The 25,466-nt window shown below is 63.2% G+C and carries 23 protein-coding genes and 1 pseudogene; 15 read left to right on the top strand and 9 right to left on the bottom strand.

Features of this window, described 5'->3' with window-relative positions:
• Positions 1-18: 18 nt before the first annotated feature.
• From JAB6_RS07115 to JAB6_RS07105, 3 genes and pseudogenes are all read left to right on the top strand, one after another.
• Entirely contained in the window at positions 19-2,688 is a 2,670-nt protein-coding gene (locus JAB6_RS07115; protein WP_070302017.1) for a nitrate reductase, read from the top strand.
• A gap of 64 nt (positions 2,689-2,752) precedes the next feature.
• Positions 2,753-3,281 (top strand): annotated as a pseudogene (cysC, locus tag JAB6_RS07110) (adenylyl-sulfate kinase); the annotation flags it as partial.
• Positions 3,278-5,275, top strand: a complete 1,998-nt coding sequence (locus tag JAB6_RS07105) for a diguanylate cyclase (protein ID WP_083292588.1) — start codon at positions 3,278-3,280, stop codon at positions 5,273-5,275. The pseudogene cysC and the gene JAB6_RS07105, both read left to right, overlap by 4 nt.
• Positions 5,276-5,278: 3 nt before the next feature.
• Here JAB6_RS07105 and JAB6_RS07100 read toward each other — a convergent pair whose 3' ends face one another.
• From JAB6_RS07100 to JAB6_RS07090, 3 genes are all read right to left on the bottom strand, one after another.
• Positions 5,279-6,196: a pyridoxal-phosphate dependent enzyme gene (locus JAB6_RS07100; RefSeq protein ID WP_070302015.1), complete on the bottom strand. Its 918-nt coding sequence runs from the start codon at positions 6,194-6,196 to the stop codon at positions 5,279-5,281.
• 78 nt (positions 6,197-6,274) lie between these two features.
• Entirely contained in the window at positions 6,275-6,778 is a 504-nt protein-coding gene (locus JAB6_RS07095) for a MarR family winged helix-turn-helix transcriptional regulator (protein WP_046684031.1), read from the bottom strand.
• Positions 6,779-7,134: 356 nt separating this feature from the next.
• Positions 7,135-7,893, bottom strand: a complete 759-nt coding sequence (locus JAB6_RS07090) for a DeoR/GlpR family DNA-binding transcription regulator (protein WP_175444512.1) — start codon at positions 7,891-7,893, stop codon at positions 7,135-7,137.
• A 191-nt stretch (positions 7,894-8,084) separates the two neighbouring features.
• On the opposite strand from JAB6_RS07090, the gene glpD reads away from it, so the two are divergent.
• The 8 genes from glpD to glpK all read left to right on the top strand — a co-directional run bounded on the left by glpD (position 8,085) and on the right by glpK (position 17,262).
• Positions 8,085-9,632, top strand: coding sequence for a glycerol-3-phosphate dehydrogenase (gene glpD, locus JAB6_RS07085; RefSeq protein ID WP_070302014.1), 1,548 nt, complete (start codon positions 8,085-8,087; stop codon positions 9,630-9,632).
• Between the two features lie 73 nt (positions 9,633-9,705).
• Positions 9,706-10,800 carry an ABC transporter ATP-binding protein gene (locus JAB6_RS07080; protein WP_070302013.1) on the top strand — a complete coding sequence of 365 codons (1,095 nt, stop codon included), beginning with the start codon at positions 9,706-9,708 and terminating at the stop codon, positions 10,798-10,800.
• 1 nt (position 10,801) lies between these two features.
• Positions 10,802-11,902 carry an ABC transporter ATP-binding protein gene (locus JAB6_RS07075; protein ID WP_034754964.1) on the top strand — a complete coding sequence of 367 codons (1,101 nt, stop codon included), beginning with the start codon at positions 10,802-10,804 and terminating at the stop codon, positions 11,900-11,902.
• Positions 11,902-12,786, top strand: a complete 885-nt coding sequence (locus JAB6_RS07070; RefSeq protein WP_034754965.1) for a carbohydrate ABC transporter permease — start codon at positions 11,902-11,904, stop codon at positions 12,784-12,786. The genes JAB6_RS07075 and JAB6_RS07070 overlap by 1 nt, the downstream gene beginning before the upstream one ends.
• Positions 12,786-13,589, top strand: coding sequence for a carbohydrate ABC transporter permease (locus tag JAB6_RS07065; RefSeq protein ID WP_175444513.1), 804 nt, complete (start codon positions 12,786-12,788; stop codon positions 13,587-13,589). The genes JAB6_RS07070 and JAB6_RS07065 overlap by 1 nt, the downstream gene beginning before the upstream one ends.
• Before the next feature lie 28 nt (positions 13,590-13,617).
• Positions 13,618-13,893: a DUF2160 domain-containing protein gene (locus JAB6_RS07060; RefSeq protein ID WP_070302026.1), complete on the top strand. Its 276-nt coding sequence runs from the start codon at positions 13,618-13,620 to the stop codon at positions 13,891-13,893.
• 72 nt (positions 13,894-13,965) lie between these two features.
• Positions 13,966-15,693, top strand: coding sequence for an ABC transporter substrate-binding protein (locus JAB6_RS07055; RefSeq protein WP_034754970.1), 1,728 nt, complete (start codon positions 13,966-13,968; stop codon positions 15,691-15,693).
• Between the two features lie 75 nt (positions 15,694-15,768).
• A complete protein-coding gene (gene glpK, locus JAB6_RS07050) occupies positions 15,769-17,262 on the top strand; it encodes a glycerol kinase GlpK (protein WP_070302012.1) in 1,494 nt (497 codons plus the stop codon).
• Positions 17,263-17,272: 10 nt separating this feature from the next.
• Here glpK and JAB6_RS07045 read toward each other — a convergent pair whose 3' ends face one another.
• Both JAB6_RS07045 and JAB6_RS07040 read right to left on the bottom strand, forming a co-directional pair.
• Positions 17,273-17,809 carry a YdcF family protein gene (locus JAB6_RS07045; RefSeq protein WP_254671506.1) on the bottom strand — a complete coding sequence of 179 codons (537 nt, stop codon included), beginning with the start codon at positions 17,807-17,809 and terminating at the stop codon, positions 17,273-17,275.
• 120 nt (positions 17,810-17,929) lie between these two features.
• Positions 17,930-19,543 carry a restriction endonuclease gene (locus tag JAB6_RS07040; RefSeq protein WP_070302010.1) on the bottom strand — a complete coding sequence of 538 codons (1,614 nt, stop codon included), beginning with the start codon at positions 19,541-19,543 and terminating at the stop codon, positions 17,930-17,932.
• A 202-nt stretch (positions 19,544-19,745) separates the two neighbouring features.
• Between JAB6_RS07040 and JAB6_RS29250 the strand changes: the two genes are divergently transcribed.
• Positions 19,746-19,910 (top strand): hypothetical protein, encoded by a 165-nt coding sequence (locus JAB6_RS29250; protein ID WP_161781513.1) that lies wholly within the window; start codon positions 19,746-19,748, stop codon positions 19,908-19,910.
• Between the two features lie 8 nt (positions 19,911-19,918).
• Here JAB6_RS29250 and JAB6_RS07035 read toward each other — a convergent pair whose 3' ends face one another.
• On the bottom strand, positions 19,919-20,551 hold the full coding sequence (locus tag JAB6_RS07035) for a cysteine hydrolase family protein (protein ID WP_034754976.1): 633 nt from the start codon (positions 20,549-20,551) through the stop codon (positions 19,919-19,921).
• Between the two features lie 112 nt (positions 20,552-20,663).
• Between JAB6_RS07035 and JAB6_RS07030 the strand changes: the two genes are divergently transcribed.
• Positions 20,664-21,662 (top strand): GlxA family transcriptional regulator, encoded by a 999-nt coding sequence (locus tag JAB6_RS07030; RefSeq protein ID WP_070302009.1) that lies wholly within the window; start codon positions 20,664-20,666, stop codon positions 21,660-21,662.
• On the opposite strand, the gene JAB6_RS07025 is transcribed toward JAB6_RS07030, so the two are convergent.
• On the bottom strand, positions 21,639-22,499 hold the full coding sequence (locus JAB6_RS07025) for a tetratricopeptide repeat protein (RefSeq protein WP_070302008.1): 861 nt from the start codon (positions 22,497-22,499) through the stop codon (positions 21,639-21,641). The two genes, JAB6_RS07030 and JAB6_RS07025, sit on opposite strands and share 24 nt — an antisense overlap.
• A 124-nt stretch (positions 22,500-22,623) precedes the next feature.
• Between JAB6_RS07025 and JAB6_RS07020 the strand changes: the two genes are divergently transcribed.
• Positions 22,624-23,397: an AraC family transcriptional regulator gene (locus JAB6_RS07020; RefSeq protein ID WP_070302007.1), complete on the top strand. Its 774-nt coding sequence runs from the start codon at positions 22,624-22,626 to the stop codon at positions 23,395-23,397.
• Between the two features lie 58 nt (positions 23,398-23,455).
• Entirely contained in the window at positions 23,456-24,400 is a 945-nt protein-coding gene (locus JAB6_RS07015) for a DMT family transporter (RefSeq protein ID WP_070302006.1), read from the top strand.
• On the opposite strand, the gene JAB6_RS07010 is transcribed toward JAB6_RS07015, so the two are convergent.
• Together JAB6_RS07010 and JAB6_RS07005 are read right to left on the bottom strand one after the other, a co-directional pair.
• On the bottom strand, positions 24,366-24,713 hold the full coding sequence (locus JAB6_RS07010; protein WP_034754978.1) for a hypothetical protein: 348 nt from the start codon (positions 24,711-24,713) through the stop codon (positions 24,366-24,368). The genes JAB6_RS07015 and JAB6_RS07010 overlap by 35 nt on opposite strands.
• A gap of 148 nt (positions 24,714-24,861) precedes the next feature.
• Entirely contained in the window at positions 24,862-25,362 is a 501-nt protein-coding gene (locus tag JAB6_RS07005) for an Lrp/AsnC ligand binding domain-containing protein (RefSeq protein WP_034754979.1), read from the bottom strand.
• Positions 25,363-25,466: the final 104 nt, after the last annotated feature.

Raw genomic sequence — 25,466 nt, 5'->3', positions numbered from 1 at the left:
GACCAACAGGATACGCCCATGACAAGCTGCACGCCCGTGAAAACCACTTGCCCGTATTGCGGCGTCGGCTGCGGCGTGGAAGCGACACGCCTGCCCGACGGCGCCATCCGCATTGCCGGCGATGCCACTCACCCTGCCAATCTGGGCAAGCTGTGCGTGAAAGGCTCTGCCCTCGGCGACACGCTGGACCTCGACAAGCGTTTGCTGCAACCGCAGGTGCGCGTCGATGGCGTGCTGCGGCGCGCTTCCTGGGATGCCGCGCTGGACCAGGTGGCCGGCGGCTTGCGCGCCATCATCGACAAGCACGGCCCCGACGCCGTCGCCTTGTACGTCTCGGGTCAGCTGCTGACGGAAGACTATTACATCGCCAACAAATTCATGAAGGGTTATGTGGGCAGCGCGAATATCGACACCAATTCGCGCCTGTGCATGTCGTCGGCCGTGGCCGGCCACAAGCGCGCGTTCGGCGAGGATATCGTGCCCGGCTGCTATGAAGACCTGGAACTGGCCGACATGGTGGTGCTGGTGGGCTCGAACACGGCCTGGTGCCACCCGATCCTGTTCCAGCGCATCGCCCGCATCCGCGAAACCCGGCCGGAGATGAAACTGGTGGTGATCGACCCGCGCCGCACGGCCACCTGCGAGCTGGCCGACCTGCACCTGCCCGTGAAACCGGGCACCGACGTGTGGCTGTTCAACGGGCTATTGTGCTATCTGGCGAAGGAAGGCGTGATCGCCGATGATTTTGTGACGCGGCACAGCAGCGGCCTCGATGAAGCGCTGGCCGCCGCCCATGTCGACTGTTCCGATCCTTTGCGTGTGGCGAAAATCTGCAAGGTCGACCCGCAAGCCTTGCTGGCGTTCTACCAGGCGTTTGCCGCCACGCGCAAGGTCGTCACGGCCTTTTCGCAGGGCGTCAACCAGTCGTCTTCCGGCACGGACAAGGTCAACAGCATCATCAACTGCCACCTGGCGACCGGGCGCATCGGCCAGCCCGGCATGGGGCCGTTTTCCCTCACGGGCCAGCCGAACGCCATGGGCGGGCGCGAAGTGGGCGGCCTGGCCAATATGCTGGCGGCCCACCTGGATCTCGACAAGCCGGCGCACCGCGAAGCCGTGCAAACCTTCTGGGACTCGCCGCGCATCGCCGACAAGCCTGGCTTGAAGGCGGTGGAGCTGTTCCACGCCATCGAGGCGGGCAAGGTCAAGGCCGTGTGGATCATCGCCACCAATCCGCTGGTCAGCATGCCGGACGCCGACCAGGTGCGCCGCGCGCTGGCCAAGTGCGAGCTGGTGGTGGTGTCCGACATCAGCACTGGGTCGGACACGAACGCCCACGCCGACGTGCTGCTGCCCGCCCTGGGCTGGGGTGAAAAGGATGGCACGGTGACCAATTCCGAGCGCCGCATCTCGCGCCAGCGGGCCTTCTTGCCGGCGCCCGGCGAAGCGCGCGCCGACTGGGACGTGCTGTGCGACGTGGCGCGCCGCATGGGGTATGCCGGCTTCGATTTCACGGCGCCGCAAGCCATCTTCGATGAACACGCGCGCCTGTCCGCCTTCCGCAATGACGGGGCCACAAAGCGTTTGTTCAACCTGGGCCACCTGGCGGGCCTGGATGCGGCGCGCTACGACGCCCTTGCGCCGCAGCAGTGGCCGCAGGGCCAGGCGCGCCTGTTCGGCGATGGCCGCTTCGCGCATGCGGACGGCCGCGCGCGCTTCGTGCCGACGGCGCCGCGCGCGCCGCGCAATATACCCGACGAAGACTATCCACTCATCCTGAATACGGGCCGGGTGCGCGACCAGTGGCATACGATGACGCGCACGGGAAAGGCGGCGAAACTGTCGGGCCATATCGCCGAAGCGTTCATCGATATCCACCCGCAGGATGCGCTGCTGTACAGCGTGCGCGAAGGCGAGCTGGCGCGCGTGTCCAGCGCCTGGGGCGCGATGGTGGCCAGGGTCGTGCATGGCGGCGGCATCGCGCGCGGCCAGGTCTTCGTGCCGATCCACTGGAGCGACGCGAATGCCTCCGACGCGCGCGTGGGCGCCGTCGTCAATCCCGTCGTCGACCCCGTCTCGGGCGAACCGGAATTCAAGCACACGCCCGTGCGCATTGAGCAGTTCCGCGTGCACTGGCATGCGTTCGTGTTGAGCCGCACGCCCTTGGACCTGGACGGCGTGGCGCACTGGACGCGCATCCAGGGCGAGCAGTTCCTGCGCTACGAGCTGGCCGGGCGCCAGCGCATCGACGACCTGGGCGCCTGGGCGCGCGCGCTGCTCGGTGTCACGGACGACAACGCCGACTGGCTCGATTACGCGGACGCCAGCGCCGGCGTGTACCGTGCCGTACACCTGGACGAGGGACGCATCGCGCAATGCGTGTATGTCTCGCCCCGTCCCGACCTGCCGTCGCGCAGCTGGCTGGCGGGCCTGTTTGCGCACGCGCAGATGGATGCGGCCGACCGCGCCGGCGTGCTGCTGGGCCAGCCCATCGGCAAGGGCGTCGATGCCGGCCCCACCGTGTGTTCGTGCTTTGGCGTGGGGCGCAACACCATTTGCGCTGCCATCGTGGAGCAAAAATTGACGACGACGGCGCAGGTGACGGCCTGCGTCAAGGCGGGCGGCAATTGCGGCTCCTGCGTGCCCGAGATACGACAGTTGCTGCTTGAGGCGCGCAGCGCTGCCTGATAGTCTGTCCTTTCCTGCGCGGCTTTGTTATATTGCCAGCTCTACAGGAGAGAGGCAGTGTGATGACAGCAGGACAACACGACACGGTCTGGCTGACGGGCTTGAGCGGCGCCGGCAAGTCCAGCATCGCCGGCGCGCTGGCGCGCCAGCTCAAGGCGCAGGGCCGCGCCGTGGCGGTGCTCGACGGCGACCAGCTGCGCCATGGCTTGAACCGCGATCTCGGTTTTACGCCCGAAGACCGGCATGAAAACATCCGCCGCGCGGCCGAAGTGGCGCGCCTGATGAACGGGGCGGGCCTGACCGTCATCGCCGCCTTCATTTCCCCGTACCGCGCCGACCGGGCCATGGCCGCCGCCATCATCGGCGCAGCGCATTTCATCGAAGTCCACGTCAGCACGCCGCTGGCCGTGTGCGAGGCGCGCGATCCCAAGGGCCTGTATGAAAAGGCGCGCGCGGGGCAGCTCGCGCAATTCACGGGCATTTCCGCGCCGTACGAGGCGCCGCTGGCGGCCGCGCTGACCCTGGACACGGGCACCCTGGCGCTGGACGAATCGGTCGAGCGCCTGTGCCACTACCTTCAGCGACGTACGTGACGAACTGGCGAAAACAGCTGCGCCGGCGCCTGCCCGCCAGCCTGAAGGCGCGCATGAGCATGGTCGTCTTCCTGCTCGTGCTGGGCGCGGTCGCCTCGCTGGCGCTGGCCACCCTGGCCGTGGCCGAGCGCGGTATGCGCGACGTGATGGGGCGCCAGCAGTACGTATCGCTGGCCAGCGCCGCCGTCTTCATCGACGAGGAACTCGACGCGAAGCGCAATGTGCTGCGCGCGATCGCGGACAGCCTGGCGGCCAGCGGTGCGCACGACGGCGCCAGCCTGCAGCGCTTCCTGGCCGCGCAAACGGTGCTGGGCAAGGAGTTTTATTCGTCCGGCGTCGTCGATATCGATGGCATCGTCCTGGCCAGCGTGAGTCCCTTCAAGCCGCAGGCGGGGCTGAACGTGAAGGGCCGCCCTTACTTTGAACAGACGCTGGCGACCCGGCGTTCGGTGATTTCCTCGCCGCTTAACGGCAGCATTTCCGGCATGCCCATCGTGGTGGTGACGCAGCCCGTGTTCGACGCGCACGGCGGCGTGCGCTATGTGCTGGCGGCCAGCGTCAACCTGCGCCAGCCCGATTTCCTCGGCCGTCTGGGCGCCCTCAAGCCGGGCCCTGGCGGCTACCTGTACATCATGACCAGCGAAGGCGTCATCGTCGAGCATCCGGACAAGTCGCGCATCATGCAGCATATCGAAGCCCATGGCCCCGTCAGCGTGCCCACGCGGAGCGCCATGCAGGGCTACGAAGGCTGGATGACGGGGACCACTACGCAGGGCGTCGATGCCCTGTTCGCCTACCACCGCATCGCCTCGACGGGCTGGATACTGGCGTCCGTGTATCCGATGAGCGAGGCCTTTGCGCCGCTGCACGCCATCCGCAGCAAGATCCTGCTGGCCGCCGTGCTGCTGGCGGCGCTGGCTGGCCTGGCCGGCTGGCGCATCGTGCTGCGCCTGTTGCAGCCTTTGGAGCGCTTGCGCCGCCAGGTGCACCAGATCCGCCGCCAGCGCCTGGGCATCGAGGCGCTGCAAATCGAGCGGCGCGACGAGATCGGCGACTTGAGCCGTGATTTTTACTCGCTGGTGGCCGAGCGTGAAATCGCCGAGGCGCAAACGCGCGACAGCGAGCGGCGCTTGAAACTGCTGACGGACCATGTGCCCGTGGTGATCGTGTATATCGACCGCGAACACCGCTACCAGTTCATCAATGCGACGTTTGAGCGATGGTTCGGCGTCTCGGCCAGGGAGAGCCTTATGCATTCCATGCGCGAGGTGCTGGGCGAGGAAGCCTACCAGCTGCGCGAGCAGCACCTGCTGCGCGCCTTCGCGGGCGAAGAGGTCGACTATGAGTTCACGGTCGACAACGAGGCGGGGGAGCGCACCTTCCATACCAGCTACGTGCCCGATGTGGGCGAGAGCGGCGCGGTGGAAGGCGTGTATGGCCTGATTCACGAAATCACCAAGACCAAGGCGATGCACACGGCACTGCAGTTCGCCGCCGCCACCGATACCCTGACGGGCATCGCCAACCGGCGCCGCTTTGACGAGCAGCTGGCGCAAAGCATGCAGCGCACGCGGGCCGCGCGCGCGCCGATGGCGCTCGCCTATCTCGATATCGACCGTTTCAAGGCCATCAACGACAGCCTGGGACACAAGGCGGGCGACGAGGTGTTGAAGGAATTCGCTTCGCGCCTGGTGCGCAGCGTGCGCGCCAGCGACCTGGTGGCGCGCCTGGCAGGCGATGAATTCGTGATCATTCTCCAAGGCGTGAACGGCGCGGCCGAAGTGCGCCAGGTCGGCGCCAAGATCGTCGACGCCATCCGCCAGCCCTTCGAGCTGGCCAGCGGCCCGCTGCCGGTGACGACCAGCATCGGCATCGCCATCTTCCGCGAAGGCACGCTGACGCCGGCGCAGCTGCTGGACCTGGCCGACCAGGCCCTGTACGCGGCCAAGGGGCAGGGCCGCGATGGCGTGGCGCTGCTCGAGGCGGCGCCGTAGCGGCTACAGGGTGGCGCTCCAGTGGTCGAGCTGCTGCGTGGTGGCCGTCACGCCGCCGCAGACGATGACGAGCACATTGCGGTAGGGCGCCAGTTCCGGTGCTTTGCCGTAGACGGCCGCCAGCGCCGCGCCGCAGGCCGGTTCCACCACCAGGCGCTGGTCGGTGATAAAGCGCTGGCAGGCGTCGACGGCGGCCCGGTCCGATACCACCACGCTGTGGAGCAGGCGCGTCTGGCTGATGGCGAACGCCTGCGCGCATACCTGGCGCGCGGCCAGCGAGGTGGCGATGCTGCTGACCGCCGGCAGGGCCACGTGTTCGCGCGCGGCCACGGCCGCCGCCAGCGACGCGGCGCCTTGCGTTTCCACGGCCACGATGGCCACGTCATCCCAGCCGTTGCGCTGCAAGCCTTCGGCCACGCCGGCCAGCAGGCCACCGCCACCGACTGACAGCACCACGGCGTCCGGTTTCAGACCGGCGCTGGCCACTTCATCGATCATGCCGGCATGGCCCTGCCACAGCAGCGGGTCGTCGAACGGGTGCAAAAAGGCGTCTTGCGGCGTGAGCATCGATTGCGCCAGCGCGTTCGCCTCCTGCCAGGCGGCGCCGTGCACGATGACTTCGGCGCCTTCCTGCGCGATCAGGGCCTTGGCCCGTTCACTCGTTGTTTCCGGCACGACGACGATGACGGGAATGCCCAGCTGGCGTCCCGCATAGGCGACGGCGATGCCGGCATTGCCGCCGGAAGAGGAGATGAAACGGCTGGCGCCGCGCCGCGCGTATTCTTCGCAGGCGAGGCCGATGCCGCGGATCTTGAAGGAGCCGGGCGGCTGCAAGGCTTCGATCTTGAGCCAGATGGCGCGCTCGCTGTGCAGGCTCAGGGCGCGCGAGTTGAGCAGGGGAGTTTCGATGTGCAGGGCCATGCGTGTTCCTGGTAAACAGTCAGGCCAGCATCATAGCCGAAGCGCGCGCGCCGCCGCGTCACCCTTGCCGGTATTGACTTAGTTCAGCGGGGCGCTCTTGAGCTGGTGCGTGCGCGCCACTTCCTTCATCGCTTCGAGCAGGTCGTCGCGCAGCTGGCGCGGCAGCTTGCCGAAGAATTCCTCGTCGTTCTGGTCGGCCATCTCGGCCAGCACGGGCACCAGCGCCTCGCCTTCCGTGGTCAGCTCGATCGAGTGCTGGCGGCGGTCGGCCAGCAGGATGGACTTGCTGACCATGCCCTTGCTTTCCAGGCGGTCGATCAGTTTCGAGACGGCGCCCTTGCTCATGCCGGACACTTGCGCCAGCACCGTGGGCGAGGTGCAGCCGAGACGGAACATTTCGCGCAGCACCACCCATTCGGACACGGTCACGCCATTGGCTTCGGCTTTTTTCTGGAAGCTGTGGGATACGTGGTTGGAAACGAAACGCAGCCAGTAACCGAGGTGGGCTTCCAGCTCGCTGACGGGGACGCTGTTGGGATGGGCGGCTTGCGGCATGGCGGCCGATTCAAAATTATGGCTCATTTCTCTTCCTTCACTGGGCGGCGTTGCCGGCATGGTTAAGGCCTTCACGCTTGCTGTCGAGTGGTTTGTTTGGGAACAATCATCGTGCTTGAGGTATTTTTAACACTGTTTTCACAGGAAATCACTCAGCGGCAAAGAGTTTTTTCCTTTTTCCTTACTCTAGATAAATAAAAAGCAATATCAAGCAAATAATCGTATTGCGAGAGAGGAAGATTAAAAAAATAACTCATGTTGCATCAATGGTAACAGCATTTTTGCCGAATTGATAAATATTTCATATCATTCTGTATGCTGGCCCACACAAGACGTATTACCCACGCGACAGCGCGCAGTTTTACTGCGGAAATGCGGCCGGCTCAGGCCAGCACCACCTTCACGCCCGCTTCGCGCAGCACTTCGGCAAAGCGGGGCGGCGGTGGCGCATCCGTAAACAAGATGTCGATTTGCGCCAGGTCGGCCAGGCGCACGAGCGCCTTGCGGCCGAATTTGTGCTGGTCGGCCACCAGCCACACTTCGCGCGACTGCTCGATGATCGCTTGTGCCACCTTCACTTCGCGCGCGTCGAAGTCGCGCAGGCTGCCGTCCTCGTCGATGCTGGAAATGCCGATGATGCCGATGTCGACCTTGAACTGGCGGATGAAGTCGATGGTCGCTTCGCCCACGATGCCGCGGTCGCGCCCGCGCACCACGCCGCCGGCCACGATGACTTCGCAGGCCGCGTTGTCGGCCAGGATGGCGGCCACATTGAGGTTGTTCGTCACCACGTGCAAGCCCGTGTGCCGGCCCAGCGCGCGCGCCACTTCCTCGGTCGTCGTGCCGATATTGATCAGCAGCGAACAGCCGTGCGGCACTTGCGCGGCGACGGCGGCCGCGATGCGCCGCTTGGCGTCGCTGTTGAACACCTGCCGCTGGCTGTAGTCGATGTTTTCCACGGACGAGGGCAAGCCCACGCCGCCGTGGTAGCGGGCCAGCAGGCGCGCTTCTTCCATCTGCTTGACGTCGCGGCGCACGGTTTGCGGCGTCACGTCCAGCTGCTGGGCCAGCTCTTCGACGGACATGGTGACCTTCTGGCGCACCACTTCGAGCAGGCGGCGCTGGCGGGGATTCAAGATCATGGTGCTCTCTTTAAAAATCACAAAACGAACAGAAACGAACAAATAGTACTAAAAATATGTTGCTATGGGTTCGTATTCTGGCGTAACCTTATTCATATTGCATGCGTATTACGAAATGGTGATCTTAACGACAGTCGCCGGCGATGCCTAGTCTTTCCTCGCCGGCGCGTCTTGACATACATGGAGTCCCGATGGCCGCAGCACAGCAGGGTGTGGAGACAGCGATCAAATGCGACGTGCTGGTGGTCGGCGGCGGCATCAATGGCGCCGGCATCGCGCGCGACGCGGCGGGACGGGGCTTGTCGGTGGTGCTGTGCGAAAAGGACGACCTGGCTGCCCACACTTCGTCCGCTTCCACCAAGCTGATACATGGCGGCCTGCGCTACCTCGAATACTATGAGTTCGGCCTCGTGCGCAAGGCGCTGATCGAGCGCGAAGTGCTGCTGCGCTCGGCGCCGCACATCATGTGGCCGCTGCGCTTCGTCATGCCGCACGCCAAGGGCCAGCGCCCGGCCTGGCTGATACGCGCCGGCCTGTTCCTCTACGACATGCTGGCGAAGCGGGAAATCTTGCCGGCCTCCAGCGGCATCGACCTGACGCGTCATGCGGCCGGCACACCCTTAAAACCCCAGTTCAAGCGCGGCTTCGTGTATTCCGACGGCTGGGTCGACGATGCGCGCCTCGTGGTGCTGAACGCCATCGACGCGGCCGACAACGGCGCGCACGTGCTGACGCGCACGCGCTGCACGATGCTGGCGCGCGAGGGGGACTCCTGGCTGGCCACCTTGCAGCACGCCAGCGGCACGCAGACGACGGTGCGCGCGCGCAGCGTCGTCAATGCGGCCGGGCCGTGGACGGCCGAGTTCCTGCAGCAGGCGGCGCCTGGCGGGCAGGGCCGGCATTTGCGCCTGATCAAGGGCAGCCATATCGTCGTCAAGCGCCTGTTCGAGCATGATCACGCGTATATCTTCCAGCATCCGGACGGGCGCATCGTGTTTGCCATTCCGTATGAGCACGATTTCACCCTGATCGGCACCACCGACCTCGACTACCAAGGCGACCGTGGCAAGGTGGAAATCGATGACGAGGAAATTCGTTACTTGTGCGAGCTTTCCAGTTACTATTTCAGCAAGCCAATCGTGCCGGCCGATGTGGTCTGGACGTATGCGGGCGTGCGCCCGCTGGTGGAAGACGCGGCGGCCGACGCCAAGGCCGTCACGCGCGATTACCGTTTCGAGCTGGACCGGGAAGGTGCGCCGCTGCTGAGTATTTTCGGCGGCAAGATCACCACCTTCCGCAAGCTGGCCGAGGAAGCGATGGACATGCTGGCGCCCTTGCTGGGCAACGCGCGTCCTGCCTGGACGGAGCAGGCTTGCCTGCCCGGCGGCGACGTGTATGGCGCCGTGCCGCAGAACCGGGCCGTGCGCGAGTTCGGCCAGTTCGTGCAAGGCTTGCAGCGCGAGTATGCGTGGCTGCCGGCGGCGCTGGTGGCGCGCTATGCACGCGCCTACGGCACGCGCATCCACGTGCTGCTCGAAGGGCGGGCGGACGTGGCGGCCATGGGCGAGGAAATCGCCGCCGGCCTGTACGCGGCGGAAGTTGATTATGTGCGGCGCCATGAATGGGCCGTCAGCGCGGCCGATATCCTGTGGCGGCGCTCCAAGCTGGGCTTGCACCTGCCGCGCGAGACGGCGGACACGCTCGACGCCTGGCTGTTGCAGCACCCGTTGTCGCAGTAAGACGGACACGTTGGCGACCGCGCCCCGCAGAGGGTGCGGCGAAGAATAAGATACATCACTGGAGGAGAAGCGCGTGCAACTGGTACTGGACAAGATCAGCAGGAAGCAGGGGGCTGACGACTTTTTATATCCGATGTCACTGGCCCTGGTGCCGGGCGCCATCAACGTCTTGCTGGGCACCACGCGTGCCGGCAAGACGACCTTGATGCGCGTGATGGCGGGCCTGGACAAGCCCAGCGGGGGTACGGTCACGGCCGATGGCGTCGACGTGACGGGCGTGCCCGTCAGCAAACGCAACCTGGCCATGGTGTACCAGCAATTCATCAACTATCCGGCCTTCACCGTCTACGATAATATCGCCTCGCCCTTGCGCCTGCGCAAGGTACCCGAGGAGCAGATCCGCACGAAGGTACTGGCGCTGGCCGAGCGCCTGCACATCACGCCCTACCTGCAGCGCACACCCGGAGAATTGTCGGGCGGCCAGCAGCAGCGCACGGCGCTGGGGCGCGCGCTGATCAAGGATGCGTCCCTGCTGCTGCTCGACGAGCCCCTGGTGAACCTCGACTACAAGCTGCGCGAGGAATTGCGCCGCGAATTGACGGAACTGTTTTCCAGCGGCAGTACGACGGTCGTGTACGCGACCACGGAACCGCTGGAAGCGCTGCAGCTGGGCGGCCACGTGGCCGTGCTGCACGAGGGACGTTTGCTGCAGCAGGGGCCGACCCTGGATGTCTTCAACGCCCCCAATTCCATCGACGTGGCGCGCACCTTCAGCGACCCGCCCATCAACCTGATCCCCGCGCGCGTGGATGCGAGCGGCGTGGCGCAGGCGGCCGATGGCCTGTCGATCCATTTGAGCGGCGCACAGCGCGCCCGCCTGGGCGGCAGCACGCAGGTGATCCTCGGCGTGCGCGCGCACAGCCTGCATTTGTCACCGCAGTCCGATGGCGACGTGGCTATCGCAGCTACGGTGGACCTGGCGGAAATCAGCGGCTCGGAAACCTATGTGCATGCGCGCCGCGGCGACCTGGCCCTGGTGGCGCAGCTGGGCGGCGTGCACAACCTGGAGATCGGCAGCGCCTGCACCGTGTATTGCCAGCCGCATGCCTTGCTGATTTTTGCCAGTGATGGCGGCCTGCTGTTCGCTCCTGCGCAAGGAGGGGTTTGACATGGCGCGCATCGAACTGGTCGACCTGGCCCACGCCTACAAACCGAACCCGACGGCCCCCGCCGACTATGCGCTGCGGCCCATGAGCATGGCGTGGCATGACGGCGGCGCCTATGCCTTGCTGGGGCCGTCCGGCTGCGGCAAGACGACTCTGCTCAACATTATCTCCGGCCTGGTCAAGCCGTCGCATGGCAAGGTGCTGTTCGATGGCAAGGACGTCACGCAACTGCCGACCGAGGCGCGCAATATCGCGCAAGTGTTCCAGTTTCCCGTCATCTACGACACCATGACCGTGCACGACAACCTGGCGTTTCCGCTGCGTAATCGCGGCTGGAAAGAGATCGAGGTGAAAAAGCGCGTGCAGCAGGTGGCGCAGATGCTGGAATTGACGGGCGACTTGAAATTGCGCGCCAGCGGCTTGTCCGTGGATGCCAAGCAAAAGATTTCGCTGGGACGCGGCCTCGTGCGCCCCGACGTGGCGGCCGTGCTGTTCGACGAACCGCTGACGGTGATCGACCCGCATCTGAAATGGCTGTTGCGCCGCAAACTCAAGGAAATCCACCACGAACTGAAATTGTCCCTGATCTATGTCACGCACGACCAGGTGGAAGCGCTGACCTTTGCCGACCAGGTGGTCGTCATGACGCAGGGCGAAGTGGTGCAGACGGGCAGCGCGCAAGCGTTGTTCGAGGAACCCGAGCACACGTTTGTCGGCTATTTCATCGGCAACCCGGGCATGAACTTGCTCGATTGCACCCTGGACGACGGCGGCGTGCGCGTGGCGGGACAGCTACTGGCCGTGTCCGCTGCCGCCCGCGCGGCGCTGTCTGGCGCACAAGGCAAAATCACCGTGGGGGTGCGGCCGGAATTTGTCGAATGCGTGAAAGCGGGCGAGGGTGGCGAAGGTGGCGACCATTGCCTGGACGCCACGGTCACGGCCGTGCGCAACATGGGCACGCATTACCTGGCGGAATTTCAGCTGGGCGGCGCGACGGTGGCGGCCAAGCTGCGCGCCATCGATGCCGTCGCCGGGAATGCTGTGCGGCTGCGCTTTCCGCCGCAACGCACCCTTTACTATGTCAACGATAAGCGGGTGGCCTGATGATACATAACGGTAAAACCGATAACAACCGCCGCGCCTGGCTATTGATCCTGCCCGTGCTGCTGTGCGTGGCCTTTTCCGCTATCCTGCCCCTGATGACGGTAGTCAATTATTCCGTGCAGGATATTCTGAGCCCCACGCAAAAGGTGTTCGTGGGTACCGAATGGTTCCGCATGGTCATGCTGGACGGCGACTTGCACAGCGCCTTGCTGCGCCAGTTGCTGTTTTCCGGCTCCGTGCTGGCCATCCAGATTCCGCTGGGAATTTTGATTGCCCTGTGCATGCCGGCCGATGGCTGGAAGGCGTCCCTCGCCTTGGTGCTGATCGCGCTGCCCCTCTTGATACCCTGGAACGTGGTGGGTACCATCTGGCAAATCTTTGGCCGCGGCGACATCGGCCTGATGGGCTATACCCTGAACCAGCTGGGCTTTGACTACAACTACAACGGCAATTCGCTCGACGCGTGGCTGACCGTGATGGTGATGGATATCTGGCACTGGACGCCGCTCGTCGTGCTGCTGTGCTATGCGGGCTTGCGCGCCATTCCCGACGCGTATTACCAGGCGGCGCGCATCGACGGCGCCTCGCGCCTGGCCGTGTTCCGCTACATCCAGCTGCCGAAACTGCGCAATGTGCTGATGATCGCCGTATTGCTGCGCTTCATGGACAGTTTCATGATCTACACGGAACCGTTCGTGCTGACGGGCGGCGGGCCGGGCAATGCCACCACGTTCCTGTCGCAGTACCTGACGCAAAAGGCCGTGGGCCAGTTCGACCTGGGGCCGGCGTCCGCGTTTTCCCTGATCTATTTCCTCATCATCCTGCTGTTCTGCTTTGTGCTGTACACGTGGATGCAGAGAGTCGGCACGGGAGACCAGAAATGATGCACAAGAAAATGAGCAGCACCATCCTCGTCGTCTTCCTGCTCGCGTCCCTGTTGCCCATCTACTGGATGCTCAACATGTCGCTCAAGACCAACGAGGAAATCGTCGGCGTCTTGAGCCTGTGGCCCCAGCAACTGACGTTCGCCAACTACCACACGATCTTTACGGACCGGTCCTGGTACAGCGGCTACATCAATTCCATGATTTACGTGGCCTTGAACATGGTGATGTCGGTCACGGTCGCCTTGCCGGCAGCGTATGCTTTCTCGCGCTACAACTTTGTCGGCGACAAGCATTTGTTCTTCTGGCTCTTGACCAACCGCATGACGCCGCCGGCCGTCTTCCTCGTGCCTTTCTTCCAGCTGTATTCGACGGTGGGCCTGATGGATACGCACCTGGCCGTGGCGCTCGCGCACATGGTTTTCAACGTGCCGCTGGCGGTGTGGATACTGGAAGGCTTCATGTCCGGCGTACCCAAGGAAATCGACGAAACGGCGTATATCGACGGCTACAGCTTCCCGCGCTTCTTCATCCGCATCTTCTTGCCGATGATCAAGTCGGGCGTGGGCGTGACGGCCTTCTTCTGTTTCATGTTCAGCTGGGTGGAATTGCTGCTGGCGCGTACCTTGACGTCCGTCAATGCCAAGCCGATTGCCGCCACCATGACGCGCACCGTCTCGGCGGCCGGCATGGACTGGGGCGTGCTGGCGGCGGCCGGTGTGCTGACCATCGTGCCCGGCGCGCTGGTGATCTGGTTCGTGCGGCATTACATTGCCAAGGGTTTCGCGATGGGGAGGGTGTGACATGGAAAATACCGATAGCACAGCCAGCCTGTTTGGCTGGATGGCGTGGACGCCGGAAGTGGCCATCTTCTTCATTTGCATCGGCTTGATGCTGGCCGGCATGACGGTGTGGCAAATCCGTTCGCCCAGCATCGAACGCAAGGGTTTCTTGCCCATGCCGACGACGCGCGGCGACCGTTTGTTCATTGGTTTACTCACGGCGGCCTATGTGAATCTGGCGTGGGCGGGGTTTACGGAAATGGAGCAAGCGATAGGGGCTGCCATCAGTTTTGTGTTGTTGTTGATTGTCATGCGTTGGGGATAACCGGCTTGCCGGCGTTGATGGATACCGTACCGCCAACAGGCGGCCGGTAAAAACTATAAAAGGAGATTCACGATGAAATTGAAGTTCACGGTCTTCGCGGCTGCGGCCATGCTCGTGTCGAATGCGGCCCTGGCCGACGCCAAGCAGGCGCAAACCTGGATCGACAAGGAATTCCAGCCATCCAGCCTGAGCAAGGAGCAGCAGCTTGCTGAAATGAAATGGTTCATCGATGCGGCGGCCAAGCTGAAAGCCAAGGGCATCAAGGAAATTTCCGTGGTCTCGGAAACCATCGACACCCACGTCTACGAATCGAAGACCCTGGCCAAGGCCTTCGAGGAAATCACGGGCATCAAGGTGCGCCACGACATCATCCAGGAAGGCGACGTGGTGGAAAAGCTGCAAACGTCGATGCAGTCCGGCAAGAGCATCTATGACGGCTGGATTTCCGATTCCGACCTGATCGGCACCCACTACCGCTATGGCGCCGTCGAGCCGCTGTCCGACTACATGGCCGCCAAGGGCAAGGAATTCACCAATCCCGGCCTGGATCTGAAAGATTTCATCGGCATCAGCTTTACCACGGCGCCGGACGGCAAGGTGTATCAGCTGCCTGATCAGCAGTTCGCCAACCTGTACTGGTTCCGCGCCGACTGGTTCGCGCGCAAGGATTTGCAAGCCAAGTTCAAGGCCAAGTATGGTTACGAGCTGGGCGTGCCGCAAAACTGGTCCGCCTATGAAGACATCGCCGATTTCTTCACGAATGATGTGAAGGAACTGGACGGCAAGAAAGTCTATGGCCACATGGATTACGGCAAGAAAGATCCTTCGCTGGGCTGGCGCTTCACGGATGCCTGGCTGTCGATGGCTGGCGCGGCCGACAAGGGCATTCCGAACGGCATGCCTGTCGATGAGTGGGGCATCAAGGTCGCGGCCGACAAGTGCACGCCCGTTGGCGCTTCGATGTCGCGCGGCGGCGCCACCAATTCGCCGGCGGCCGTCTTTGCGCTGACGAAATACATCGACTGGATGAAGAAATACGCGCCGCCGCAGGCGAACGGCATGAATTTCTCGGAATCGGGCCCCGTGCCGGCGCAGGGCGAAATCGCCCAGCAAATCTTCTGGTACACGGCGTTTACCGCCGGCATGACGAAACCGGGCTTGCCAGTGGTCAACAAGGATGGCACGCCGAAATGGCGCATGGCGCCGTCGCCGCACGGCCCGTACTGGAAAGAGGGCATGCAGAACGGCTACCAGGACGTGGGTTCCTGGTTCCTGTTCAAGTCCACGCCCGATGACCGCAAGGCCGCCGCCTGGCTGTACGCGCAATTCGTCACATCGAAAACCGTGTCGCTGAAGAAATCGATCGTCGGCCTGACGTTTATCCGCGATTCCGACATCCGCCACGATTACTTCACGAAACACGCGAACGAGTACGGCGGCTTGATCGAGTTCTACCGCAGTCCCGCCCGCGTGGCGTGGACGCCGACCGGCAACAACGTGCCCGACTATCCAAAGCTGGCGCAGCTGTGGTGGAAGAACGTGGCCACGGCCATTACGGCGGAAAAAACGCCGCAAGCGGCCATGGATAACCTGGCCGAGGAAATGGACCAGGTCATGGCGCGCTTGCAGCGAGCCGGCATGAAGGCCTGCGCGCCCAAGCTCAATCCCAAGGTCGATCCGAACCAGTATCTGTCGGACCAGCACGCTCCATGGAAAAAGCTGGCGAATGAAAAACCGAAGGGTGAAACGATTGCCTACGACAAGCTGCTGCAAGCCTGGAAAGAAGGCAAGGTAAGGTAAACTGCCGCCGCAGTGCTGAGGGCACGGAGCTTGATGGCTCCGTGCCTGTTTTTACCCGATTTGCACCACCAGACAATGACCAAATACATACTTGCTTTAGATCAGGGCACCACCAGTTCGCGCGCCATCCTGTTCGACCATGCGGGACGGCCGCACGCCAGCGCGCAGCGCGAGTTTCGCCAGATTTTCCCCCAGCCGGGCTGGGTCGAGCATGACGCGAACGAAATCTGGGCCTCGCAAGAGGGCGTGCTGCACCAAGTGCTGCGCGACAGCGGCGTGGCCGCGTCCGACGTGGCCGCCATCGGCGTCACCAACCAGCGCGAAACGACGGTGCTGTGGGACCGCGCCACGGGTGAACCCGTCGCCAACGCCATCGTCTGGCAAGACCGCAGAAACGCGGCCTATTGCGAGCAACTGGTCGAGCAGGGCAAGGCGGACCTGATCCAGCAAAAGACGGGTCTCGTGCTGGACGCCTACTTTTCCGCCACCAAACTCAAATGGCTGCTCGACAACGTTCCCGGCGCCCGTGCGCGCGCCGAACGGGGCGAGTTGGCCTTCGGCACCGTCGACAGCTGGCTGATCTACAAGATGAGCGGCGCCCATTTGACGGACACGAGCAACGCGGCGCGCACCATGCTGTTCAATATCCACACCCTGCAATGGGACACGGATTTGCTGGCGCTGCTCGACATTCCCGCCTCCCTGCTGCCCGACGTCGTGCCCTCGAGCGGCGTGGCCGCGCACACGCATGCGGCCTTGCTGGGCGTGTCCGTGCCGATTGCCGGCATCGCGGGCGACCAGCAGGCGGCGACGTTCGGCCAGGCCTGCCTGAAGCCGGGCATGGCCAAGAATACCTACGGCACGGGCTGCTTCATGCTGATGAACGTGGGCAAGCGCCCCTTGCCATCGAAAAACCGTCTGTTGACCACGGTGGGCTGGAGCCTGGGCGCGGGCAGCGACAAGACAGATTATTTGCTCGAAGGCAGCGCCTTCATCGCGGGCGCGGCCGTGCAATGGATGCGCGACGGCATCGGCATCATCCGCGACTCGTCCGAAGTGGAAGCGCTGGCCACCAGCGTGCCCGATTCGGGCGGCCTCGTCTTCGTGCCCGCATTCGCTGGCCTCGGCGCGCCATACTGGGACCCGTATGCGCGCGGCACCCTGATCGGCATCACGCGCGGCACGGGCAAGGCCCACATCGCGCGCGCGGCATTGGAGGGCGTGGCGTACCAGAACGTCGACGTCCTGTCCGCCATGCAGGACGACGCGGGCATCGCGCTTTCCGAATTGCGCGTCGACGGCGGCGCGGCCCGCAACGACATGCTGATGCAGTTCCAGGCCGACATATTAAATGTGCCCGTGGTGCGCCCCGTGGTAACGGAAACGACAGCCTTGGGCGCCGCCTACCTGGCGGGCCTGGCCGTGGGTTTCTGGGAATCGCAGGAAGAAATCGCCGCCCAGTGGCAGGTGGGACGCCGTTTCGAGCCGAAGATGGCGGCCGATGAACGCTTGAGCCGGCTGCACAAGTGGCAGCGCGCCGTGGAAAGGTCGCGCGACTGGAGCGAGTAAATGTATTGGCTCAGTGCAGCGCAAAATACACGGCGTAACCTACCGTTTCGCGCGGCACCGAGTACACGTCGCGCAGCTCGAAATAGGGCGCGTGCACGTTGCCGCTGACGGTGATGCCGCTGCGCTCCAGCGCCAGCCGGAAGCGGGGCACGTGAAAGTATTGCGTGGCCACCATGGCCGTGTGCCAGCCGTGCTGGCGCATCAGGGCCGCCGCGTTGCGGGCCGTGGCGTCCGTCGTCCAGCCTTGATTATCTTCGATGATGGCGCTGGCCGGCACGCCGCGCGATTGCAGGTAGCGGGCCATAGCTGCGGCCTCGTCAAAACCTTCCTTGCCCGTCGCCCCGCTGACGAGGATGCGCGGCGCCCTGTGTTCCTGAAATTGCTTGAGCGCGACGTCGAGTCGCGCCTGCAGCCGGGGGCTGGGCGTGCCGTCTGACAGGATCGTATTGCCCGGCACGACGATCACGTCGGCAGGGGCCAGTTTGTCGTTGAGTCCCGCCAGCACCAGGGCGGCGGTGGCCAGGAGGAAAACAGCAAGAGCACTCAAGCTCAGGAGTATGATTTTTCGCATCGTTGATGGTGAAACTTGTCGTGGACGCATCATACGCGCCCACTCCTGCATGTGTCAGTTCTGCAGGCGCGGTGAACGGCCAAGTAAAGTTGCAACTTAGTTCAGCGGGACAATCCTGGCATGCACATCGGCGTGCTCGCGCAACAGGTACAGTAAGGCTGATCCGTCTATCAGTTCGATCGGCTTATCAGATGAAAAAACATAGGCATCGGGTCCATAGCGGCTGGTCGTAACCAATATGCCTTTGTTCGCACCTTCATTCAGCATGGTTCCGTACAAATCGCGAACGGCGCTCACGCCAACCGCATCCTTATATCGTTTGGCCTGGATGACCACCTTGCCACCCAACACAGGACGGATATCAAATGCCACGGCGTCTACACCACCGTCGCGCGAACCGCGGGTGAGCTTGGTTTCGAGTCCCATTTTGCTGAACAAATTGGCGACCAGGTCTTCAAATTGCGATGGGCTTAGTTCGAGCAAGTTGGAGCGGTTTTCCAACTCGTTCAAGGAATTGCCCTGCACAATGAAGCGCTTGTCGACCATGTTGAATTCGATGATAGGTTTGACCGCGAGCAGTTCCTCGGGACGGGGTGAAACATGGGCGCCCAAGGTGCGCAAGCATGCAACGGGATCCGCCCGCTGCAAATTTATGGCAAGAAACGTGTCACGCGCCGTACGCACTGAAATAACGGGCACGCGGATGTCATGGCCCGTTGCGGGGTCATGGGTATTAATGATTCCCGTAAAGGCGAGTACTTTGATTGCCGATGCCTGATCCGCCTCAAACAGTTCATGCATGGTGCGCAGGGCGATTTCAGCGATCAGCTGCCGGTAAATATCCTGAATTTCCGATGGCTTGCGGATCTTTGATTCGATGCTGTCCTTACTTTTGACGTAGCGAAATTCGCTTGTCGTCGGCACGATGGAAATCAAGGGCAACTCATATTCGACAGCCAGTGTGCCATTCAAACCGTCATAGGCGACGCGAAATTCCTGGGGAAAGTCGTTCAGTGGGTATTCTGATCTGGATAGCACCATGTCGCAATAGGTGACCACGGCATCGCAGTCGTGCGAGAAATATTCCGCCTTGAACTGATCAATTGCACTGTTCCTTTCGGCTTGGCCAGCATGGAAGGCCGCTTTTCGCGCATCGTATTCGCGACGTTCTTGATCTTTGAAAAATTGTTTGGCGATTTCCTGGATACTGAAAGCGATTAACTGCCGGTGATAGTTTTCTGTTGAATTTTTTATTTTAAGTTCATGACGTTTTGCTACATGGGGCATGAATGCTGACCATGAAGGAGGCGGGTGGTGCAGAACTTCCTCCGGAGCGGAGGTGCTGAATAAACGGGGGGATATTTCAAACGGGGCGAATTTTTCTGTTGGCCGAAGACTGTCGAAACTGATCGTATCGTCGACATCAAGGGTGTGGGCCAGCACGCCGCGCAAACCAGCGAGGCAATCCTCAATCTCTTCATTCTTGTCTGCGACCTCCTGTTGCCTCAAATCCAGATAGTCGATCTTTGCCTGCTTTTCTGCCGCCTTTGTATCGCGCATCGATTGCGCAGCAGCCATGCGTTCGTTGCGTTCATGAACCCGCCGTATCGTGGCTGCGCCTCGTGCTTGTCTTGCTTGCTCTCTCTCGGCAGCTGCGATAGCTCTGCTCGTGGCACGGATGAAACCTTCCAATCCAGAGCGTCGGCCCATGTCATATCCCTAGTTCATTGTGGTAATAATAGAATACCGCAAGAAAGTTTTTATCTGGACAATAAATTGATATTCCCAAGTGATCATTGCATTTTTACCATATGCCCAGGAGCCCGCGAGGTTAACTAGGTGTATCTGCATTCAAAATGGATGAAGCGATTGCACCCAAAGATCTTGGCCTGCGATCAGGAATGACCTCCGGATGGATATCCTCATCGGCCGCGATGACATCCGTGGCCCGTTCCAGCTCAATAGCCTGAACCGTCCCACCGTGGTGATCAACCGCCGCAGCGGCGTGATCACGGTCGACGGCGTGATCAAGTTCAGCGGGCGCTGCGACGCCGATGACGGGCACCGGCGCTTTTAGTTACCGCGTCAGACGGACGCAGCCTTGCGCGCGCGCTGGTTCGACAGATAAATATTGTCGATTTCCAGCGGCTTGCCTTCGCTTACGGCCTTGAGCCAGTCCTGCGTGCTGGCGACGGCGGCGAAATTCGAGTGGAACACGGCGCTGAAGACGCGGTGGATTTCCTCGGCGCTGGCCGTGCCGCCCGCATTGGCGTAGGGCAGGGTACCGGTGGCGTCCTGCAGGAATTCCACCTGCAAGCCATCGTGCGCGGCCTGGTAGATGGTGGCCGCGTCGCAGTTGTGCGTCATGTAGCCGATGACGCTCAGGGTGTCGATGCCGTGACTATCGAGCCAGGCGCGCAAGTCCGTGCCCGCAAAGGCGCTGCCCATGGTCTTGTTGATGCGGTGGTCTGCGGCAAAGGCGGCCACTTGCGGATGCAGCTGCCAGCCGTCGCTGCCCTTGGCGAAGATGGGCGAGGCTTCCGGCGCGTCGTGCTGGACGACGATCACGGGTACGCCGGCGGCGCGCGCGGCGGCCATGGCCTGGACGATGTTGGGCAGGGAAATGTCGACGGACGGATATTCGATGGGCATGTCGCCCGTGAAGTATTCATTTTGTACGTCGATGACGAGCAGGGCGCGGCGTGGGGTGCTGGACATGGGTTCTCCTTGAGCGGTTGAAAGAGGAGACAGTTCCTCGATACAGCCATTTTCAAGCTGCGGGGCGTAAATAAAAAGTGGCCCGAAGGCCTATCTAAGATAAAATCGGGCCATGACTACTTCTCTTGCCTTTGCCGCTCCGTTGACGGTGGCCGTGATCGCCTTCGACGGCATGACGCCGTTTCACCTGTCCGTGCCTTGCCTCGTGTTTGGCGCCCAGACCGACGAGGCCGATCTGCCGCCTTTCCACGTGCGCGTGTGCGCCGCCGATCCCACACCGTTGCGCACGGCGGCCGGTTTCGGCATCACGCCCGAGTTCGGCCTGGAAGGACTGGACGGGGCTGATATCGTCATCATGCCGGCCTGGCACGACGATTGCCGCGATGCGGCCGCGCCCCTGGTCGCGGCGCTGCAGGCGGCCAGCCGGCGCGGCGCGCGCATGGTGGGCCTGTGCCTGGGCGCGTTTCCCCTGGCGCAGGCGGGCTTGTTGGATGGAAAGAGCGCGGCCACGCACTGGGGCATGGCGGACCGGCTGGCGGCCCGCTATCCCAAGGTCAAGGTGGACCGGGAAGTGCTGTACGTGGACGATGGCGCCGTGCTGACGTCGGCCGGCGTGGCGGCCGGCCTCGATTGCTGCCTGTATTTGCTGCGCCAGCTGGCGGGCGCCGAAGTGGCGAACCGGGTGGCGCGCCGCCTGCTCGTGGCGCCGCACCGCCAGGGCGGGCAGGCGCAATTCATCGAGCGTCCGCTGCCCGTGTCCGGCAGCGAAGGGCGCTTTGCCGACGTGCTCGCTGGCGTGACGGCGAGCCTGGGCCAGGCGCACAGCATCGATGCGCTGGCCGAACAGGCTGCCATGAGCCGGCGCAATTTCACGCGCCATTTCCGCCAGGCCATGGGCACATCGTTCAAGCAGTGGCTGCTGAACCAGCGCCTGGCGCATGCGCAAGGCTTGCTGGAAAAGAGCGCGGCCTCGATCGACATCGTCGCGCAAGAGGCCGGCTTCGGCACGGCCCTGTCGCTGCGCCAGCATTTCCGCGCGAACTTGCAGACGTCGCCTTCGGCGTATCGCAAGCTGTTCCGGCAGCAGCTAGGCCAGGTCGTGGGGCCATAGCGTGGCCGGGTCCCGGCTGCCCTGCGGCAGCCCCGCGCTGACGGCGATTTGCCGTGCGATGAAGGCGGCAGGATCGAAGGCGTAGCGTTCCTGGAACGAGACGGTTTCCGCGCTCATCAGTTCGGCATACGTTTGCATCAGGGTCGAGGCGCGTATCGAGTCGCCCTGGGCCAGGTAGTCGTCGATGGCAGCCAGCAGCACGCAATAATCCCCATTTTCCTTGCTGCCGCCAAAGTGGAACGACAACTGCCCGCAGGCGCGCCAGATGGGGTCAAGCTCCCCCTCCGGCACCGGCTGCGTGCGCAGCCATTGCAAGGCTTTCAGGGGCGGGCCGCCGAATGACGGGGGCGAGATGATGGCCTGGATGGCCACTTTGACGGCGTCGTCGGTTCTTCCCGCGCGCACGTACTGGCCGTGCAGCAGTATCAGGGCGTCCGTATATTCGGGAACGATGGCCAGCGCCGCTTCCAGCAAGGCGATGGCCGCCTCCGGCTTGCGCTGCGCGATCTGTTCCTTGGCTTCCAGGAAAGCGGCGCGCGGCGAAGCGGGGTCGTCGGTCAGCGATGGCGTGCCGACATACTCATCCTCCGCTGCTGCGTAGGCTTGCAGAAACGCCGCCAGGCTGGAAAAGTGCGGCTGGATGCGCCATTCGTCATGCCACGTTTCGACGACGATGGGTTCGCTCGCTTCGCGGCCGATGGGCCAGTACAGGCCGAAAGTGTCGCCATTGCCCAGTGCACTTTCTGCAAACGGGGTGAAGCCGAGCGGCGGATACGCTGTCGTGTGTTGCCAGTCTTGTTCCGCCGAGATGTGGGCGAGGCTTGCAGGTAATTGCATGGAAGCACCGGAGGATAAAACGCCAGTGTAGAACAAGAGGACGCGGCGGGCGCGCGCATCTGCGCATCAGCAAGGGAGCACTGAACTGATAAAATGGAGACTTCTTCGCCCAGGCGGTCTCGCCATGTCCAGTCCATCACACTCTGCCATCGGCCTCAGCTTTCGCAGCTATGCGGACATCGGCGCGCCGGACCGCCACGATTTCGTACAGCTGGTGCTGCCCATCAGCGGACAGCTATTGCTGGAAATCGATGGCAGGCAGGGGAAAGTCGATACGCAGCTGGGCGTGGTGGTCCCGGCGCACGCCTGGCATGTCCAGCATAGCCAGGTGGCCAATCATTCCATCATTGTCGACGTGGACGCGGCCGCCGTGGCGCGCAGCGGCTGGCAACGCCTGCTGGACGGTCCCTACACGGCGATCGGGCCGGGCGCCCGCAAGCTGATGGACTACCTGGGCGTCATGGCGCAGCAGCGGGCGCTGACGCCGGCCATCGTCACGGGCTGGACGCCGCTGTTGCTCGATACCTTGTTGCTGGGAGAGCCGCAGCCCCGTTCGCGCCTGGGCGCACTGCTTGCCCGTGTGCAAGCCGAGCCGGGCTTGCCGTGGTCGACGGCGTCGATGGCGCACTTTGCGAATCTCAGCGTCAGCCGCCTGCATGCGCTGTTTCGTGAAGAAATGGATGCCAGCCCGCATGCCTGGCTGTTGCAGCAGCGCTTAGGACGCGCCTGCGACTTGCTTGCCGCCGGCGATGCCAGCCTCGCCGAGATCGCGCTGGCGGCCGGCTTTTCCAAACAGAGCGCATTGACGCGCGCCATGCGCGACAGCATGGATGTCACGCCAGCGGCCTACCGGCGCGCATGTCGCGATAAATGGGAGAAACGGTCAACAAGGCAGTAGCTGGCGCCAAGAATCGACGCGGCAGACTTGCCACAATCTCCTTTTCAGGAGATTGACCATGCATCAAAAAAACAAGATCCGGCTGGGCATGCTGGCTGGCATCGCCGCAGGCGCACTGTGGGGGCTGGTATTCCTGGCGCCGGCGCTGATCCCCGCTTTCCAGCCGCTGGAACTGTCCGTGGGCCGCTACCTGGTGTATGGCCTGATCGCGGCCGTGCTCGTTGCACCGTCGTGGCGGCGCCTGCTGCGCGCCTTGAGCTGGCGTGAATGGCGCGGGCTCGTCTGGCTCAGCCTGACAGGCAATATCGTGTATTACGTGCTGCTGGCCAGTGCCGTGCAGACGGGCGGCGTGGCGATGACGTCGATGGTGATCGGCTTGCTGCCGCTGGTCGTCACGCTCGTCGGCAGCCGCGACCGGCATGCCGTGCTGCTGCGGCGCCTGCTCCCTTCCTTGCTGCTGAGCGCGGGCGGGCTGGCCTGCATCAGCTGGCAGTCGCTGGCCAGCCCCCGCCATGCGTCCCTGCTGGGGCTGCTGTGCGCGCTGGCGGCGCTGCTGTCGTGGACGGTGTATGCGGTCGGCAACAGCCGCTGGCTGGGACGGCTGCACTCGGTATCGGCGCAGGAGTGGAATTTGCTCACGGGCGTGGTGACGGGCGCTGCCGCGCTGCTGCTGGCCATTCCCGTCGCTCTTGCCGCACCTGCCGCGCATGGCGGCACGGCCTGGCTGCAGTTTGCGGGTGTCGTCATGGGTGTCGCGCTGCTGTGCTCCGTCGTCGGCAATGGCTTGTGGAACCATGCCAGCCGCGTGTTGCCGCTCACCCTGATGGGGCAGATGATCGTCTTTGAATTCCTGTTTGCCTTGCTGTACGGCTACTTGTGGGAGCAGCGCTGGCCTACGCTGGCCGAGGCAGCGGCCACCATGCTGTTGCTGGCAGGCGTGGCGGAGTGCGCCGCGGCGCACCGGCCGCCTACTTGCGCGGCTCGTGTATCCGGAATTTCCTGACGATACCCGCCTGGTCGAACATGACGGCCACTTCGCGCGTGCCTTTTTCGCCGAGCAGGGGGATCAGCCGCGTCACCTTGGGCGCTTGCAGCTGGTTCTTGTAGACCCAGACTTCATAGCCGGGATCGAAGCTGACGACGGTGGCGTTGCCCAGGGCCGCGTCGAGGTCGAGGCGGGTGGTCTTGCCGACCTTGATGTTCTGATAGATGGCGCCATTGTCCGGCGCGCGGTTGACCTTGTATTCACTGGCGGTGCACATGGCCACGGCCAGGCCCGCGAGGCAGGAAGCTGCCAGTTTGATCAATGTGTTCATAGGGACTCCCAGTGTGCATCACTGCTTCCAATCTCAGAGGGGACGGGCGTGATGTCAGGAGAGGAGTGTGCTTGCGAACCAGGTAAAGTGCTACAAGATTATACAAAGGTGCAAAAAACGATGCCTTTGGTTCCGGCAGGCGGTACTTTTACCGGCTCTGCAATACGTCGGTCGACAGCGCCAGCGTTTCCTTGATTTCTTCCATCACCACATAGCTTTTCGATTGCGCGGCGCCCGGCAGCTGCAGCAGCATGTCGCCCAGCAACTTGCGGTACTCGGCCATTTCATGGATGCGCGCCTTGATCAGGTAATCGAAGTCGCCCGACACCAGGTGGCACTCCTGCACCTCGGGAATCTGCAGCACTTCGCGGCGGAATTGCTCGAAGGCGGATGCGGATTTTTGATTGAGCGTAATCTCTACAAAGACGAGCAGCTTGGCGCCCAGCGCGGCGGGGTTCACCTTGGCATGGTAGCCCGTGATGACGCCGTCGCGCTCCATGCGCTTGACCCGCTCGATGCAGGGCGTGATGGACAGTCCCACCTGTTCACCGAGGTCTTTCATCGAGATGCGGCCATCCTGTTGCAGGATGCGCAGGATGTGGCGATCCAGCTTGTCGAGGCCACGTGCCGATTCTTTAAGGATTCTCATGATTTATTGCTGAATATCTCGATTTATACGTGAACAAATACTGGCTCTTTCCCAATATGATAGCGGTTAATCTGGCGTCAGCCTAAAAAAATATAATGAGGAAA

The organism is Janthinobacterium sp. HH104 (assembly GCF_001758715.1).
In the GTDB taxonomy this organism is placed as follows: domain Bacteria; phylum Pseudomonadota; class Gammaproteobacteria; order Burkholderiales; family Burkholderiaceae_D; genus Janthinobacterium; species Janthinobacterium aestuarii.
The sequence above is the reverse complement of the archived record's forward strand: the minus strand, read 5'-3'. Positions and strand labels throughout refer to the sequence as shown.